General features: G+C 70.4%; 18 protein-coding genes. 9 read left to right on the forward strand and 9 right to left on the reverse strand.

Going from position 1 to position 16,211, the window contains the following annotated elements:
• Positions 1-11: 11 nt before the first annotated feature.
• The 5 genes from cobA to Q8Q71_RS13720 all read left to right on the forward strand — a co-directional run bounded on the left by cobA (position 12) and on the right by Q8Q71_RS13720 (position 3,330).
• Positions 12-845, forward strand: coding sequence for a uroporphyrinogen-III C-methyltransferase (cobA, locus tag Q8Q71_RS13700; protein ID WP_305760159.1), 834 nt, complete (start codon positions 12-14; stop codon positions 843-845).
• Positions 842-1,381 carry a molybdenum cofactor guanylyltransferase gene (locus Q8Q71_RS13705; protein WP_305760160.1) on the forward strand — a complete coding sequence of 180 codons (540 nt, stop codon included), beginning with the start codon at positions 842-844 and terminating at the stop codon, positions 1,379-1,381. Before cobA ends, Q8Q71_RS13705 begins: the two co-directional genes overlap by 4 nt.
• An 83-nt stretch (positions 1,382-1,464) precedes the next feature.
• Positions 1,465-2,505 (forward strand): GTP 3',8-cyclase MoaA, encoded by a 1,041-nt coding sequence (gene moaA, locus Q8Q71_RS13710; RefSeq protein ID WP_371315964.1) that lies wholly within the window; start codon positions 1,465-1,467, stop codon positions 2,503-2,505.
• A 94-nt stretch (positions 2,506-2,599) separates the two neighbouring features.
• Positions 2,600-2,842 carry a hypothetical protein gene (locus Q8Q71_RS13715; protein WP_305760162.1) on the forward strand — a complete coding sequence of 81 codons (243 nt, stop codon included), beginning with the start codon at positions 2,600-2,602 and terminating at the stop codon, positions 2,840-2,842.
• 59 nt (positions 2,843-2,901) lie between these two features.
• The gene (locus Q8Q71_RS13720; RefSeq protein ID WP_305760163.1) at positions 2,902-3,330 is read left to right on the forward strand and encodes a hypothetical protein; all 429 of its coding nucleotides are present in this window, start codon (positions 2,902-2,904) and stop codon (positions 3,328-3,330) included.
• On the opposite strand, the gene Q8Q71_RS13725 is transcribed toward Q8Q71_RS13720, so the two are convergent.
• Complete coding sequence (locus Q8Q71_RS13725) at positions 3,327-4,028, reverse strand: glutathione S-transferase N-terminal domain-containing protein (RefSeq protein ID WP_305760164.1); 702 nt, start codon at positions 4,026-4,028, stop codon at positions 3,327-3,329. The two genes, Q8Q71_RS13720 and Q8Q71_RS13725, sit on opposite strands and share 4 nt — an antisense overlap.
• Before the next feature lie 286 nt (positions 4,029-4,314).
• Between Q8Q71_RS13725 and Q8Q71_RS13730 the strand changes: the two genes are divergently transcribed.
• Together Q8Q71_RS13730 and scpA are read left to right on the forward strand one after the other, a co-directional pair.
• Positions 4,315-5,709, forward strand: coding sequence for a methylmalonyl-CoA mutase family protein (locus Q8Q71_RS13730; RefSeq protein ID WP_305760165.1), 1,395 nt, complete (start codon positions 4,315-4,317; stop codon positions 5,707-5,709).
• Positions 5,706-7,847, forward strand: coding sequence for a methylmalonyl-CoA mutase (gene scpA, locus Q8Q71_RS13735; protein WP_305760166.1), 2,142 nt, complete (start codon positions 5,706-5,708; stop codon positions 7,845-7,847). The genes Q8Q71_RS13730 and scpA overlap by 4 nt, the downstream gene beginning before the upstream one ends.
• On the opposite strand, the gene Q8Q71_RS13740 is transcribed toward scpA, so the two are convergent.
• The 7 genes from Q8Q71_RS13740 to Q8Q71_RS13770 all read right to left on the reverse strand — a co-directional run bounded on the left by Q8Q71_RS13740 (position 7,844) and on the right by Q8Q71_RS13770 (position 14,303).
• Positions 7,844-8,254 (reverse strand): DUF6491 family protein, encoded by a 411-nt coding sequence (locus tag Q8Q71_RS13740; RefSeq protein WP_305760167.1) that lies wholly within the window; start codon positions 8,252-8,254, stop codon positions 7,844-7,846. The two genes, scpA and Q8Q71_RS13740, sit on opposite strands and share 4 nt — an antisense overlap.
• Before the next feature lie 29 nt (positions 8,255-8,283).
• Positions 8,284-10,095: a tRNA (5-methylaminomethyl-2-thiouridine)(34)-methyltransferase MnmD gene (gene mnmD / locus Q8Q71_RS13745; protein ID WP_305760168.1), complete on the reverse strand. Its 1,812-nt coding sequence runs from the start codon at positions 10,093-10,095 to the stop codon at positions 8,284-8,286.
• 85 nt (positions 10,096-10,180) lie between these two features.
• Positions 10,181-10,525, reverse strand: coding sequence for a hypothetical protein (locus Q8Q71_RS13750; RefSeq protein WP_305760169.1), 345 nt, complete (start codon positions 10,523-10,525; stop codon positions 10,181-10,183).
• Between the two features lie 190 nt (positions 10,526-10,715).
• On the reverse strand, positions 10,716-10,976 hold the full coding sequence (locus Q8Q71_RS13755; protein ID WP_305760170.1) for a hypothetical protein: 261 nt from the start codon (positions 10,974-10,976) through the stop codon (positions 10,716-10,718).
• 168 nt (positions 10,977-11,144) lie between these two features.
• Complete coding sequence (locus Q8Q71_RS13760) at positions 11,145-11,411, reverse strand: hypothetical protein (protein WP_305760171.1); 267 nt, start codon at positions 11,409-11,411, stop codon at positions 11,145-11,147.
• Between the two features lie 144 nt (positions 11,412-11,555).
• Positions 11,556-12,425: a flagellar motor stator protein MotA gene (gene motA, locus Q8Q71_RS13765; RefSeq protein WP_305760172.1), complete on the reverse strand. Its 870-nt coding sequence runs from the start codon at positions 12,423-12,425 to the stop codon at positions 11,556-11,558.
• Between the two features lie 78 nt (positions 12,426-12,503).
• On the reverse strand, positions 12,504-14,303 hold the full coding sequence (locus tag Q8Q71_RS13770) for a long-chain-acyl-CoA synthetase (RefSeq protein WP_305760173.1): 1,800 nt from the start codon (positions 14,301-14,303) through the stop codon (positions 12,504-12,506).
• A gap of 262 nt (positions 14,304-14,565) precedes the next feature.
• Here Q8Q71_RS13770 and Q8Q71_RS13775 point away from each other — a divergent pair, with 262 nt between their 5' ends.
• Entirely contained in the window at positions 14,566-15,024 is a 459-nt protein-coding gene (locus Q8Q71_RS13775) for a peptidase S1 (RefSeq protein ID WP_305760174.1), read from the forward strand.
• A 147-nt stretch (positions 15,025-15,171) separates the two neighbouring features.
• Positions 15,172-15,789 (forward strand): hypothetical protein, encoded by a 618-nt coding sequence (locus tag Q8Q71_RS13780; RefSeq protein WP_305760175.1) that lies wholly within the window; start codon positions 15,172-15,174, stop codon positions 15,787-15,789.
• A gap of 62 nt (positions 15,790-15,851) precedes the next feature.
• Here Q8Q71_RS13780 and Q8Q71_RS13785 read toward each other — a convergent pair.
• On the reverse strand, positions 15,852-16,211 hold a 360-nt coding region (locus tag Q8Q71_RS13785; RefSeq protein WP_371315965.1), incomplete at its 5' end, for a sorbosone dehydrogenase family protein.

Raw genomic sequence — 16,211 nt, forward strand, 5'->3', positions numbered from 1 at the left:
GAGGACCGCCCATGCCTCGCCGCCCCGACACCCGGAACGCCGGCCCGCCCGGCCCCCGACTGATCGCGCCCGGAGAGGTGTGGCTGGTCGGCGCCGGTCCGGGCGACCCGGACCTGCTGACCCGTCAGGCCGAACGGCTGATCCGCGCCGCCGACATCGTCTTCCACGACGCCCTCGTGGGGCCGGGCGTTCTGGCCCTGATCCCGGCCGGCGTCGAGCGCGTCGGCGTCGGCAAGCGGGCCGGCGCGCACTCGAGGGATCAGGGCGGGATCAACGACCTGCTGCTGGCGGCGGCGCTCGCCGGGCGACGCGTGGTCCGGCTCAAGGGAGGAGACCCCTCGATGTTCGGCCGCTCGGCGGAAGAGGTCGCGCACCTCGCCGCGCATGGCGTCCGCGTCCAGGTCGCGCCCGGGATCACGACCGCCAGCGCGGCCGCGGCCCGCGCCGGCGTGTCCCTGACCCTGCGGGGCCTGGCCCGGCGGGTCCAGTTCGTCACCGCCCATGCCCGCGCGGGCGAGAAGCTCGACCTCGACTGGGACGCATTGGCCGATTCCGCCGCGACGCTCGGCGTCTATATGGGTCGATCGGCCGCGCCCGAGCTAACCCGCCGGTTGCTGGCCCGCGGCATGGCGGGGGCGACGCCCGTGCTGGTCGCGGTCGATGTCAGCCTGCCCGGCGAGCGGCTGTTGTTCACGCGGCTCGACCTGCTGCCGCTCAGCGTCGCCGCCCTGGCCGAGGACGCGCCGACGCTGCTGCTGATCGGCCATGCGGTGGGTCGACCCGATCAGACCGGAACCTTCCGGCCCGACCAGGCGGCGGCTCCCGTCGCCGGCGCCGCGGCATGACGGAACGGATTCTCGGCGCCGTGCTGGCGGGCGGGCGTTCCAGCCGGTTCGGATCGGACAAGGCCATGGCCCTGTTCGAGTGCCGTCCGCTGCTGGACCACGTGGTCGACGCCCTGTCGGACCAGGTCGACATGGTGGCGGTCTGCGGCCGCGACCTGGCCGGACGACTCTGCCTCCCGGACCGGCCCCGTCCAGACCTCGGGCCCCTGGGCGGGCTGGCGGCGGCCCTGCGCCACGCCCTGGATCATGGATACCAGGCCGTGGTCAGCGCCGGGTGCGATGCGCCGATGCTGCCCGCCGACCTGGTGCTCCGGCTCCAGTGCGGCGGACCGGTCAGCTATCTGCGGGGCTCGCCGATCACGGGACTCTGGCCAGCTGCGCTGTCGCCGTCGCTGGACAGGTTCATCGCCGGCAGCCCCGGCCGCTCGGTGCGGGCCTGGGCGGATTCGGCGGGCGCGGTCGCGATCGACCTGCCCCGGCCGGTCGCCAATATCAACACGGCGCGGGATCTCCGGCGTCTTGAAATGACGCGCTGACGCCATGTTCCTCTCTGGCGGGATCAAGCAGGTGATGCGACACAGGGGTGTCCGCGTGGGCGGCCAGGGCCTCGGGACAGTCGATGAGGTGCGCCGTGCCTTTTGATGGGGATTCCGCGCCCGCCGCGCCGCTGGTCGATCCGTTCGGCCGGACGATCGACTATGTGCGGGTGTCGGTTACGGACCGCTGCGACCTGCGCTGCACCTATTGCATGGCCGAGCGGCAGACCTTCCTGCCGCGCGCCGACCTGCTGACGCTCGAGGAACTCGACCGGCTGTGTTCCGCCTTCATCGATCTGGGCACGACGCGGCTGCGGCTGACGGGCGGCGAGCCGCTGATCCGGAAGGGCTTCATGGACCTGGTCGCCGGCCTGTCCCGGCATCTCGACGGCGGACGGTTGAAGGAACTGACCCTGACCACCAACGGCGCCCGGCTGGCGCACCATGCCGAGGCCCTGGCGCGCTACGGGGTGAAGCGGATCAATGTGTCGATCGATACGCTGGATCCCGACGACTACCGCCGGATCACGCGAGGCGGGAACCTGGCGGACGTGCTGGAAGGCGTGGAAGCGGCGCTGGGCGCGGGGCTGAAGGTCAAGATCAACACCGTGGCGCTGAAGGGCGATAACGCCCACGCCCTGCCCGGGATGATCGCCTGGGCCCACGGTCGGGGCATGGATCTCACCCTGATCGAGACCATGCCGCTCGGCCAGATCGAGGCCGACCGGACGGATCAGTACCTGCCGTTGTCCCGGGTGCGCGCCGCGCTGGAAAGGGACTGGACCCTGAGGCCTCTGGCCCAACGGACAGGCGGTCCGGCGCGCTATGCGAGGGTCGAGGAGACGGGCGGCGTACTGGGCTTCATCACGCCGATGACCCACACCTTCTGCGAGACCTGCAACCGGGTGCGGGTGACCTGCACCGGGACGCTGTTCCTGTGCCTGGGTCAGGACGACCACGCCGACCTGCGCGCCGTGCTGAGAGACCATCCCGACGACGATGCGCCGCTGCGGGACGCGATCCGCGCGGCCATCGCGCGGAAGCCGAAGGGTCACGACTTCGCCATCGGCGAGCGCGGCGCGGCGCCGGCGGTGTCGCGACCGATGTCGATGACGGGCGGCTGAACGCCGGGGCGCGGACGGTCGACGCGCCGGGTCCCCGTCGACTGATTTCACGCCGGCGTCCGAAACCTTCCGCCGGTTCGGGGATTCCCCTCCCATGGCCCTCACGCTCGATACGCTTCTCGAAGGTTCTCCGGCTTACGGCGTCGTGGACGCCCGGGACGGGGCGGTGCTGTTCCGGCGTCCGGGACATGAGGCGGCCTTCGAGGCCCTCGCCGCCGAGGTGCTGGACGCCTCGGGCGAGGCGTTCGAGGCCATTCCGCTGACCGGCGACGGCCCGCGCTGCGACCGCCTGTTCGTCGCTCCGCTGCGGGAACACCGGTCCTTCGACCCGCGCTGACGGCCGCCGGCCCCGCCGGTTCGTTGACATCGGGACGGTCCCGGGTTCAAGCCGTGACGATGAACACACGGCCCAAGCTTCGACGTCTGCTGGACCTGCCTGGCGTCGCCGATCTGGAACTGAAGGCGCTGATGAAGCCGCGCCATGCCGATCCGGACGCGCGCGCCGAATTTCCCGACATCGACGCGACGGCCCGGGCCGCCTTCGGCCTGACCGTCGAGGCGGCCGAGGCCATCTCCCTGCCCGCCGACTGGGACGGTATCGAACAGCTTGAGGGCTTCGACCTGATCGACGCCTTCGCGGCCGAGGGCTGGGATGTCGCGGACGACCGGCGCAAGCCGCTGCGCATGCTGTCCCACTTCGCCCTCCCGCTGGCCCTGGCGATGCGGGGCATCGCCGGCGAACTGCCTTTCCAGCCGGAGGATACGACGCCCGACCCCTGGGGCGCCGGCATGGCCGCCGAGGCCAAACGCTTCCGCAAACGCTAGGATTTGGCCGGGATCAGCAGCCCGCGCTGCACCGCCGGCCGCGCCAGCCCGCGTTCCAGCCACGCCGGAACGGCCTTCAGGCCGTCGAACCCGACCAGATCGCGCGCCTCGTAGAAGCCGATCAGATTGCGCACCCAGCCCAGGGTGGCGACGTCGGCGATGGAATAGTCGTCCATGATCCAGTCGCGGCCCTTGAGGCGTGTCTCCAGCACGCCGAGAAGCCGTTTCGATTCCGCGACATAGCGTTCCAGCGGACGCTTGTCCTCCCAAGCCTTGCCGGCGAATTTGTGGAAGAAGCCGACCTGGCCGAACATCGGGCCGATGGCGGCCATCTGGAACATGACCCACTGCAGGGTCTCGTAGCGGGTCGCCGGATCGGCGGACATCAGCTGGCCGGTCTTCTCTGCCAGGTAGATCAGGATGGCGCCGGACTCGAACAGGGCCAGCGGCTTTCCGCCCGGGCCGTCGGGATCGATGATGGCGGGGATCTTGCCATTGGGATTGAGCGACAGGAATTCCGGCGTCCAGCTCTCGTTCTTTCCGATATCGACCAGATGCGCCTCATACGGCAGCCCGATCTCCTCCAGCATGATCGAGACCTTCACCCCGTTGGGCGTGTCGAGCGAATAGAGCTGCAGGCGGTCGGAATGCCGCGCGGGCCAGCGCCGGGTGATCGGAAAAGCGGACAGATCGGCCATGGAGGTCTCCGGCTGGGGTCCGGCTGGATGTAGGCGGGCCGCCCCCAATCGCAACCGTCCGGGTGGCGTATCGATGCGTCCGATTTTGACGCAGGTGCGTGGCAGGGTGAAGCCAGACACGGGGCGATCCGGACGCATCGGACCCTTCGGACGCTTCGGACGATGTTTTCGCGCTGAACGCTCCGGACGGAGCGGACGCTTCGAACGCTTCGGACGGTGTTTTCTGCATCCGGACGCGCCGGCCTCCCGACTGGACCCGGCGCGCCGGCGCGGGCAATGGAGACGCATGACTTTTCCGATCCCCTCCCCCGCCGACTGGCGCGGCCTGGCCGAGAAGGCGCTCAAGGACCGGCCGCTGGAAAGCCTGGTGCATCTGGACGCCGACGGGCTGGCGGTGCGGCCCCTGTATGCAGCCGCGACCGGCGGGGCGGCGGTATCCGCGCCTCGGCCCTCAAACGCCGATGGTCGGGCCTGGGACGTGCGGACCCTGGTCGAGGGCGACGAGGCGGGCGCCGTCAACGCCGCAGTCCTTGCCGACCTCGAGGGCGGGGCGGCCTCGGTGCTGCTCAAGGGCGCGGTTCTGGCGGATTCGGAGCCTCTGGCGCGCGCGCTCGAGGGCGTGGCGCTGGAACTGGCGGCCGTGGGCCTGGACGCCGGGCTCGACGGCCCCGAGGCGGCCAATGCGCTGGCGGTCGCGGCCAAGGGCTCGCCCCGCGCGAAACTGATATTCCACATGGACCCGCTGTCCGCCTTCGCCGAAGCCGGCGCGGCCCCGCGCGCCATCGACGAGCACCTGATGCTGGCGGCCAATACGGCGGCGCGTCATGCGGGGGCCTATCCCGAGGCTTCCTTCTTCATGGCCGGCGGGCGCGTCGTGCACGAGGCCGGCGGGTCGATCGGGCAGGAGCTGGGCTTCGCGGCGGCCAACGCGGCCGCCCTGATCCGGGCGGCGGTCGCGGCGGGGATGTCGGCCGAAGCGGCGCTGAAGGGCACGGTGCTCGGCGTCTCGGTCGACCAGGAGTATTTCGACGGCTTGGCCAAGGTCCGCGCCCTGCGCCTGATCTGGCGCTCGATCGGCAGGGCGTTCGGCGCCGAGACCCCGGCGGTGATCGAGGCCCGTTCGTCGCGGCGTATGCTGTCGGCGCGCGATCCCTGGCCCAATCTGCTGCGGCTGACGGCGGCGGGTTTCGCCGGCGCGGTCGGCGGGGCCGACGCCCTGGTCCTGGACGGCCTGTCGCGCGCCAACGGCCGCTCGGACGCCTTCGCCCGGCGACAGGCGCGCAACACCCAGGCGGTGCTGATGGAGGAGGCCAACCTCGGACGGGTCGACGATCCGGCGGCCGGCTCATGGTACCTCGACGCACGCACCCGTGATCTGGCCGAGGCCGGCTGGGCCGAGTTCCAGCGCATCGAGGGCGAAGGCGGCCTGATCGTCGCCCTGCGCACCGGTGATATCCAGGACCGCGTCGCCGCCGCCCGCGCCGAGCGCGAGGCGGCGTTGGCGAGCGGGACCGCACAACTGGTCGGGGTGACGAAATTCGTCGACCCGGACCCGCGTCCGGCGCCTTTCGAAGCCGCCGGCAGGCCGGTGAAACGCGCTGGCGGCGACGCCTGCGACCCCCTGATCCCGATCCGGTTCGCCGCGCCGTTCGAGACCCAGGCATGGGAGGCGGCCCGATGAGCGCGCCCGACTTCACGAGGGTCGCCCTCGACCTCGGCCCCACCGGAGCCGGTCCGGTCCGCGACGCCTGGAGGACGCCCGAGGGCCTGACCGTCGCGACCGCCTATGGCCCTGACGCCGTCGAGGGCCTCGACTTCATCCACGGCCTGCCCGGCATCGCCCCCTATGGGCGGGGCCCCTATCCGACCATGTATGCGTCCAACCCGTGGACCATCCGCCAGTACGCCGGATTCTCGACCGCCGAGGCGTCCAACGCCTTCTATCGTCGCAACCTCGCCGCCGGTCAGAAGGGGCTGTCGATCGCCTTCGACCTGGCCACCCACCGCGGCTATGACAGCGACCATCCGCGGGTGAAGGGCGACGTCGGCATGGCCGGCGTGGCCATCGACAGCATCTACGACATGCGCACCCTGTTCGACGGCATCCCGCTGGACCAGATGTCGGTGTCCATGACCATGAACGGCGCCGTCCTGCCGATCCTGGCCCTCTATGTCGTCGCCGCCGAAGAACAGGGCGTGCCCCACGCGGCCCTGACCGGGACCATCCAGAACGACATTCTCAAGGAGTTCATGGTCCGCAACACCTACATCTATCCGCCCGGGCCCTCGATGCGGATCGTGTCGGACATCTTCGCCTGGACCGCGGCCGAGACGCCGAAATTCAACTCCATCTCGATCAGCGGCTACCACATGCAGGAGGCCGGAGCCTCGGCCGATCTGGAGCTGGCCTACACCCTCGCCGACGGCGTCGAATATCTGAAGGCCGGGGTCGCCTCGGGCATGGACGTGGACCGGTTCGCACCGCGCCTGAGCTTCTTCTGGGCCATCGGCATGAACTATTTCATGGAGGTCGCCAAGCTGCGCGCCGGCCGTCTGCTGTGGGCCGAGGCCGTGTCGAAATTCGGCGCGAAAGACCCCCGCTCCCTGTCCCTGCGCGCCCACTGCCAGACCTCGGGCTGGTCGCTGGCGGCCCAGGACGTGTTCAACAATGTGCCCCGCACCATGGTCGAGGCCATGGCGGCGGCGGGCGGCCAGACCCAGAGCCTGCACACCAACGCGCTGGACGAGGCCCTGGCCCTGCCCACCGATTTCTCGGCCCGGATCGCGCGCAACACCCAGCTGCTGCTGCAGATGGAGACCGGCCTGACCCGCGTCATCGACCCGTGGGGCGGCAGTTTCTATGTCGAGCGCCTGACCCACGAGCTGGCGGAGAAGGCCCGCGTCCTGATGGCCGAGGTCGAGGCGCTCGGCGGCATGGCCAGGGCCATCGAGGCCGGCGTGCCCAAGATGCGGATCGAGGAGGCCTCGGCCCGGACACAGGCGCGCATCGACACGGGCCAGCAGACCGTCGTCGGGGTGAACCGCTATCTGTCCGACGCCGTCGACGACATCCCCATGCTGAAGGTCGACAACGCCGCCGTCCTGGCCGCCCAGATCGATAAGCTGAAGCGGCTGCGCGCAGAGCGCGACGGGGCGAAGACCCGGGCCGCCCTCGACGCCCTCACCGAGGGCGCGCGCGGGACCGCCAATCTGCTGGAACTGTCGGTTCAGGCGGCACGCGCCTACGCCACCGTCGGCGAGATTTCCGATGCACTGGAAGCCGCCTTCGGCCGTCACGTGGCGAGCGTGAAAACGGTGTCGGGGGTCTATGCGAAAGAGGCCGGCGCCGATCCGAAGATCAGCCGCGCCCGCGACATGGTCGCCGCCTTCGTCGAGAACGACGGCGGCCCGCCGCGCATCCTGATCGCCAAACTGGGTCAGGACGGCCACGACCGGGGCCAGAAGGTCATCGCCACCGCCTATGGCGACCTCGGCCTCGAGGCTGTCGCCGGCTCGCTGTTCCAGACCCCGTCCGAGGCCGCGAAGGAGGCGGTCGAGCGCAACGTCCACGCCGTCGGCGCCTCATCCTTGGCGGCGGGTCACCTGACGCTGGTGCCCGAGTTGAAGGCCGAGCTGGAGAAGCTGGGCCGGGCCGACATCATGATCGTGGTCGGGGGGGTGATCCCGCCGTCGGACGTCCAGACCCTGATCGACATGGGCGCGGCCGCCGTCTATCCGCCCGGCTCGGTCATCGCCGATACGGCCATCGACCTGATCGAAAAGCTGAACCAGCGCCTGGGCTACGCCCAGAAGACCTAGGGCCTTTGGTTCGCCGGCAGGGCGGCGACTTCCTCGGCGGTCAGTTTGCGGCTGATCCGCACGCGGCAGACCGAGGTGGAGGCCGAGTCCGGAAGCACGACCCGGGCCCAGTCGTCGGTGCACAGCCGCGTGCCGACGGTTCCGCCGTCCGGGACCAGGGCCACCCGGTTGGCGAAGTCCAGATCGGGGCAGCCTCCTGCGGCATTGAGCTCATAGATGTCGTCGTGGCCGGCGCGAAGGAAGACCTGGTCGGGCCGGCCGGGGCGGAAATTGGTGACTTGGCTGACGCTGAAACACTGTCGGGCTCGCGGCGGGGCCTCGCTTCCGCCCGCGCCGCCGTCCGCGGTGGGGGCGCAGGCGGCCAGAAGGGCGAACAGGCTCACGGCGACGGGGAGCGGGGCGCGCATGACAGTCTCCTGAGAGGCGATACCGGAGCTCAACCGTCCGCCTTTCCAGCAGGTTCCACAAGCCCCTCGCCAACGGCGAAGCGCAAGGGATCGACGCGCGCCGCCGAGCTGGCCGGCAGGGGCGACGGGGTGTCGGTCGCCAGCGCCGCGACATGCTCGGCCAGCAGGGGCGCGGCGCAGAAGCCGCGCGAGCCCAGTCCGCCGAGAACGAAGAGGCCGGGCGCCAGAACGCCGGCCAGCGGCAGCCGGTCAGGCGTCGTGGCCCTCACGGCCGTGCGGGCGCGGGTCGGCCCCGCCCGGGCGATGCCCGCGGCCAGCCGCGGCAGGCGCGCGGCGAGGGTCGCCAGATTTCGCGCGCTGGCCCCGGCCGTGGGGAGGCCGCCGGTCTCGCCGCGATCATGGGTGGCGCCGAACAGCAGGCCGGAGCCGGTGGGGACTGCATAGCCGCCCCAGGCCACAGGGTCGGTCCGGACGCCCTCGACCCAGTCGGCCTGGCCTTGCACCGGCGACAGCGGCAGGTGGGAAGCCAGGGCGGCGGTCCCCCATCCGGCGGCGACCACCACGGCGCCGGCTTCGATGATCGCCTCGCCCGCCTCGTCCAGCAGGGCCCAACCCCGGCCGGCGGGTTCGATCCGCCCGACCGTCGCGACGATCCGGTCGGCAGCGGCCAACCAGGCGTCGAGGATGGCTGCGGGCCGGACGGCCATGGCCTCTTCCATCCAGAGACCTCCGCCGGTTGCCGGCTCGCCCAACCGATCGGCGCAGGCGGCGGCGTCGAGGGCGGTCATGGCGCCGGCGGGCCAGAGATCCTGACCCGGGATCGCCCGGAACCGCCGGGCGTCCCGGGGCGACTGTTCCAGCTGCAGCACCCCCCGGGCGACGACGGCGCCGGGGACGGCCGCGTACAGCGCGACGGCGCGCTCCAGCGCCTGGGCGTACAGGCCGGCGATCTCGCCATCGCCGACATCAAGACGCGGCGTGACCAGCCCGGCGGGGAAGCCCGAGCCGCCGGCGCCGGGCCGGTCGGCCTCGATCACCGTCGCCCGGACCCCGAGCGCAGCGAAGGCGCGGGCCAGCGCCGCTCCGGCGATGCCGGCCCCGACGAGGGCGACCGGGGAAACGGCGGCCGGGTCGACGGCCGTCCCGGGAGCCCGCGCCTCCAGCCGTTCGCGCTTGCGGCCGTGACCGGGGCGCTTTTCGACGGTGAAGCCGCGCTCGGCCAGACCGCGCCGCACCGCCCCGGCGACGGTGAAGGTCGCGGCTCTCGCCCCCGGCGCCGAGCGGGCGGCGATCCCGTCCAGCACCGCCTCGGACCACATGGCCGGATTGGTCGAGGGGGCGAAGCCGTCCAGAAACCAGGCGTCGGCGCGGCCGGTCCACCGGGACAGCGCCCAGACGACATCGCCGACGGCCAGATCGAGGGTGGCTCCGAAATCGGGCAGGTCGAGACGATGAAACCCCGGCGTCGTCGCGGGCCAGACATCCAACAGCGCCCGGGCAGCCTCGGCGACATCCGGCCAAGCGGCGAGCGCCCGCGCCGCATCGTCGCGGGTCAGCGGAAAGCCCTCGACCGAAAAGAGGTTCAACCGGGCGCCGGGCGGTCCCTCCCGCCGCCACAGGTGCAGCAGGGCGGCGATGTTCAGGCCCGTGCCGAAGCCCAGCTCGGCCACGGTGAAACGCCCTCGCCCGTTCCAGGCCTCCGGCAGACTGCAACCGGCGAGGAAGACCGCCCGGGCCTCGGCCAAGCCGTCCTCCCGCGAGAAATAGACGTCGTCGAACCGCCCCGAGCGCGGCTCGCCCTCGTCGGTCCAGAGCAGGCGGGGCGAGCGATCTTCAGCCATGCAAGACCGCTATACCGGTCGCGCCGGGACGCAACGAAAAAGGGCCGTCCGCCCGGGACGACCCTCTCGTTTCAGGCGCCGGCGATCACTGGGCCGGCGCGGTCGGGGGGTTCAGTCGCCGCGCGGTCTCGGTGACGTTGTTGCCGGCGGTGTCGCCCGGCTGGGCGACGGGCGCCGCGGCGCCGTCGGTCATCGGCGGCGCGCCGGGGGCCGGGGTCAGGGTCTCGCCGGACGTGGAGGCGGACGGGGCGTTGGCGGCGGCGGCGGCCTCGGCGGCGGACTGTTCGGCGGTCACCGAGGTATCGGCGGCGGCGCCGGAGGCTTCGGCCGCTTCGGTCGCAGCCTCGTCGGTGGCGGCCTCGTTGGTCCGGTTGCAGGCGGTCAGGGTGAGCGCGACGGCGGTCGCGGCGATCAGGGCGGCAATGCGCATGGGCGAATCCTCTCGGGTTGGCGGCGACGACGGCGACCCGCTCATCGGGAGGCCGACGGCCAAGCTTTGGCCGAAACTAGAATGCCATCGTTCGTCCGATGTTCCGAACGCCCTCGGACAAAGAAAAAGGGCCGCCCGCGAGGGCGGCCCTTCCTCTTCGGACCCGAAGGTCCGTCGTATCGTCTCAGTCTTACTGAGCCGGGGCAGCCGGAGCGGCCGGGGCCATGGCGGCGTCGGCGGCCGGGGCCGGAGCAGCGGCGGCGTCGGCGGTCGCGGCGGCGGCCGTGGCGTCGGCGGCGGCGGCGTCGGCGGTCGCGGCGGCGTCCGTGGCGGTGTCGGCGGCGGCGGCGGCGTCGGCCGAAGCTTCTTCAGCCTTGTCTTCGGCGGCCGGGGTGCAGGCGGCCAAGGCCAGAGCGGCGACCGAAGCGGCGACCAGAGCGGTGATGCGCATGTTGTTTATCCTTCAGAAGGTTCACGCGAGGTCATGAATCCTCGCAGTCCCGAGATAACGGCCTCGTGAGCAGAAGCGCAAGCGAAATTCTCACGCGTTCGTGAACCGGCGTCCTGCAACGCCGGAAAACTTCCCGCAAACGCGAAAGCGGGCCGGGGTCTTCGACCGCTATTGCGGGGGCGGGCTGGTCGCCGGCGAGGTCGTGCCGGGTTCGACCGGCAGGGTTGGCGGCGTCTGCCCGGGCGGATAGACGCCGTCGGAGTTTCCGGGCGCCGCCGGGCTGGCCGGGGGCGCGGCAGGCTCCTCCGGCACGGCTACTGCGGCCGTGTCTTCCGCAACTTCAGGTGCGGCGGCCGCGGTGTCCCCGGTCTCGCTACGGGGCGTGCAGGCGGCCAGGGCGAGAGCTCCGGCCGCAGCGGCGATGATGATGCGCATGGCGTCCTCCCGGCGATCATCCGGCCGAACCCGCCGCCCGGCCACGCGATCGCTCAGGACCCTAACCGGCGAGGCCGGACGGCGTTCCCGGATCCGTGATCGTCCGTGAACAACACAGACGATTCGGGGTCAGCCGGCTCCGGATCACGCTTCGGCCGGCGCCGCCGACAGGGATTCCTCCATTTCGAGGAAGGACGGCTGGGCCGAGGACGGGATGTCGCCGCGGCCGATCTCGACCGAAATCTGGGCGGCGTTGCCGTGCAGATGGGCCACCAGCACCGACTGGATGATCTTGTAGAATGCGGATTCCTCGTCGATGATCGACTTCAGGCGCGCCGCGATAGGCCCTACCAGGCCATAGGCCAGAAAGACGCCCAGGAAGGTGCCGACAAGGGCGCCGCCGATCATGCCGCCGAGAATTTCCGGGGGCTCGGTGATCGAGCCCATGGTCTTGATGACCCCCAGCACCGCCGCGACGATGCCCAGGGCCGGGAGGGCGTCGGCCAATTGCTGAAGCGCGTGCGGCACGCCCTCGGCCTCATGGTGATGCTTCTCGAGCTGCTTTTCCATGGCGTCCTCGATCTGATGCGGATCCTCGAGGTTCATGGTCATCATCCGCAGGGTGTCGCAGATGAAGTCGGTGGCGAAATGGTCCTTCAGCACCTTGGGGTATTTCTGGAAGATCGTGCTCTCGGCCGGCTTTTCGATGTGGCTTTCGAGGGCGATCACGCCCTTGGATTTCATCGTCTTGGTCAGCTGGAACAGCAGGGACAGCAGGTCCTTGTAGTCCTGCCGCTTCCACTTGGGCCCCGCGAAGGCCTTGGCGAGACCGCCGAAGGTGGATTTCAGCACCGACACGCTGTTGGAGATCAGATAGGCGGCGATCCCGGCGCCGCCGATGGCCATCATCTCGTGCGGCAGGGCGTGCAGGATGACCTCGAACTTGCCGCCCGAGATGATGTAGCTGCCGAACACGAGGGCGAACAGCAGAACGATGCCGATAATCTGGAACATGGAGAGACAGGTCGTCCTGCGCGCGAGAGACGCCGACCTTCGCCGTTAATGATTAAGGGGCGGTTGCGAAGCGCCGCCCTAGAGCCGGGTCTCGCCCGCCAGAATCGCGGCGCGCGCCGCCTCGCCGAGCCTGGCGTAGCCGTTCTTCCCGCCCCGGACGTAGAGGGGGCCGTCCACCTTGTCGGGGTCGAAGCCGTCGGCGACGAGGTCCGTCTTCCTGTATTTGAAGGTGCCAGTGGTGTCGGCGGACTTGATCAGGCGGACGAAGACCGGACGGGCATAGGCCGGAAGCTCCTGATCGACCCAGTCGGCGAAGGGCCGGGGCGCGAACCGGCCGTCGATCACCAGGGCCACCATGCCGGCCTTGCCGTCCTGACCGGGGACCGGAACGCCGTAGGCGATCACCTCCCTCACCCCCGGGGCGTCGGCCAGTCGCTGCTCGACCTCGGCCGTCGAGACGTTCTCGCCCTTCCAGCGGAAGGTGTCGCCGATGCGGTCGATGAAATAGACGTAGCCCTCGCTGTCCTGCTTCATCAGATCGCCGGTACGGAACCAGCGATCGCCGCGCTCGAAGACGTCGCGCAGAATCTTCTTCTCCGACGCCGCCTTGTCGGCATAGCCGGAGAAGGCGTGGCGGGTGTCGTCGCCGATCCGGCCCAGGGCCTCGCCCACCTCGCCGGCCCTGGCCAGCTGACACAGGCCGTCGGCCCCGCGAACCGGCTCCTCGGTGTCCATGTCAAACCGGACGAGGCGGAAATTGATCTGCTTTTTCAGGAAACCCGGCACCCGACCGATCGCGCCCGGCTTTCCGTCGAAATTGAACACCGAGACATTACCCTCGGTCGAGCCGTAGAATTCCAGAATGTCCGGTATGGCGAACCGCTTCTGGAAGTCGGTCCAGACATCGGGGCGCAGGCCGTTGCCGAAGGCCAGACGCAGCTTGTGCGACCTCTCGTCCGGATTCTCCGGGCAGTTGACCAGATAACGGCACAGCTCGCCGATATAGACGAACAGGGTCGCGCCCGAGGCCTTCACGTCCGGCCAGAAATTCGTCGCCGAAAACCGCTTGCGCAGCACCAGCCTGCCGCCGTTCAGCAGGGCCGGCCCGACCCCGACGAGCCCCCCGGTAGAATGGTAGAGCGGCAGGACGTTGAAGGTGACATCCTTTTCGGTCGCCGCCGTGGCTCCAGCGAAGGCGCGCATATAGGTGCGGGCCCGGGCATGGGTGATCCTGGCCGCCTTGGGCATGCCGGTGGTGCCGGACGTGTAGATGTAGAGGGCCGTATCGCGGTTGGTCAGGCCGGAGCGGGTCGACCGCGCGGGGCGCACCGACGAGCCGCTGCGCACCGGCTTGTCCAGGCCGCGCCGTTCGTCGGCCTCGTCCTCGTCCCGGAGACCCAGCACCCAGAGCATCAGATTGCGCCCCGACAGGACCCGCGCGTCCTCGACCCGCTTCCAGCAGTCCTCGTCCGTAACGACCTGGGAGGCGTTCGAGATCGACAAACAGTGGGCCAGGGCGTGGCCGGTCAGATTGGTGTTGATCAGGGCGGTGGCCACGCCGACCTTGGAGAAGCCCATCCAGGCGGCGATATATTCGGCCCGGTTCAGCATCACCAGGGCGATGGTGTCGCCGCGCTTCAGCCGACGGCTCTGGGCCCAGTGGCCGAAGCGGTTGGCCATGGCGTCCAGCTCGCGATAGGTCACGGCGCGGCGGTCGTCCTGGATTGCGATATGGTCGCCGAAGCGGTCCACCGCCTCTTCCCAGTCGTCACAGACCAGATCGACGCTGTCCAATTCGATCGGCTTGATCCGCTTGAGCAGACGGCGCAGCCCCTTGGCGAAACGCATGTTGCGCTTGATGTTCGCCACCAGACCCATCGTCGTATCCGCTCCGTCGAAAGCCGTCCGCCGATTGGTGATGAAGAAGCCGCCCGCCGCGGTCAACCGGCAGGGGAATCGGATCGGCGTTTGCGGCCATATGAACGCCGGTTTGCTTCAGGGCGTGGCGCCGATGCGGCGGTGACGCCGGGTGAACCTGTCGAACCCTGACAGCCACTTGAAGAACCGGCGGCGGCAGCGCTTAATCGACGAACGAGGATTTGCCGGCGCGGGGCCGGGACGATCCCGGGGGACCTCACCGATGAAATATCTTCTGACCGCCGCCTGCGCGCTGGCTCTCGCCGGGCCCGTCATGGCCCAGGACTACAACGCCGACCCCAACTACGGCGACATCACCCTGGCGCCCGGCTTCACGCCCGATCCGCACCTGGTCAGTCTGCGCGCGGGAGGTGACATCAGCGCCTCGAACGCGGGCAGCGGCTGCACCGGCTATATTACCAACGCGCCCGACTTCCGGCTGAACTGGAGCGGCAAGGGTTCGCTGAACATCAAGATTTCGGTGCTTTCCAAGGCCGACACCACCCTGGTGGTCAACGGTCCGAACGGCGAATGGTATTGCGACGACGACGCGGGCGAGGACAACAACCCGCTGATCACCCTGGGCTCGCAGGCCGGACGCTACGAAATCTGGGTCGGCACCTATTCCAGCGGCGACCCTCAGCCTGCCGTGCTGTCGATTTCGGAAATCACCAACTTCTGACTCCCGCCTACAAGTAATCACAAGACAAGAAGCCGCACCGTTGCCGCCATAAATGTGGCGACAACGGTGTTTCTTCACGGCGAAATAAGAATCGCGGAACCGTGGTCTCACGGATTGGTTCCTTCCATGAGTTTTGGAGGAATAACGATGTCCGTAACCTATCCCGACGATCCGATCACGCCGTATGGCGACCTTCGCAAGACACCGCGCGTCGACCCGCAAGCCGAGCCGGATCACGAAGAGCCGTTCGTTCCCGTCTATGCCCGTCGCGGCAAGGCGCGCACGGGCCAGAGCAAGATCAAGGCCTGGATGATCCTGGTCCCCGTCGGCGCCATCGCGCTCGGCGGCATCGGCGCCATGCTGGTGATGGGCGGCGGCGAGGAGGCTTCAGCCCCGCTGGCCGAACCGGCCGCCACCGCCCCGGTGCTGTCGGCCACCCCGGCGCCGACCGAGGCGGCCGTCGCTCCGCCGACCAGCGCCTCGACCCCCGCGCCGGTGGTCGCCGCCCCGCCGGTCGTCCGTGAAGCCGCCCCGCTTCGCCGCGCCGCCCCGGCTCCGGCCCGCCGCGAGGCTCCCCGGGTCCAGGCCCCCGCCGCCACGCCTCGCGTCGCGTCCCCGGCGCCGACCACCCCGACCGGGCCGCAGAGTTATACGCCCGCGCCGGCGACCTCGCCGACGTCGACCCTGAACACGGCGCCCGCGACCCCGGCTTCCCCGCCGGCCTCGCCCCCGCCCCCGCTGATCGTGGTCGAGCCCCTGGGCTGATCGTTCGGCCCTGAACAGAAAGACCCCGGCGGATCCCTCCGCCGGGGTCTTTTGCCGTCCCGTCAGGCTGCCGGCGACACCCGCCAGATGACATTGCCGACGTCATCCGCGACCAGCAGGGCGCCCGCGCCGTCGAACTGCACCCCGACCGGCCGGCCCATGGCCTGATCCTCATCGTTGAGGAAGCCGGTCAGGACGTCCTCGGGCGGTCCCGCCGGAACCCCGCCGGCGAAGGGCACGAAGATCACCCGATAACCGTTCCGCGGCGTCCGGTTCCACGATCCGTGCTGACCCACAAAGGCCCCGCCGCGGTAGCGGGCCGGAAAGAGTCCGCCCTCGCCAAAGGTCAGGCCCAGCGAGGCCGTGTGCGAGCCGAGCGCATAGTCGGGCTTCAGCGCCCGCGCGACCATGTCCGGATTGCG

The organism is Brevundimonas sp. (assembly GCF_030704825.1).
Taxonomy (GTDB): domain Bacteria; phylum Pseudomonadota; class Alphaproteobacteria; order Caulobacterales; family Caulobacteraceae; genus Brevundimonas.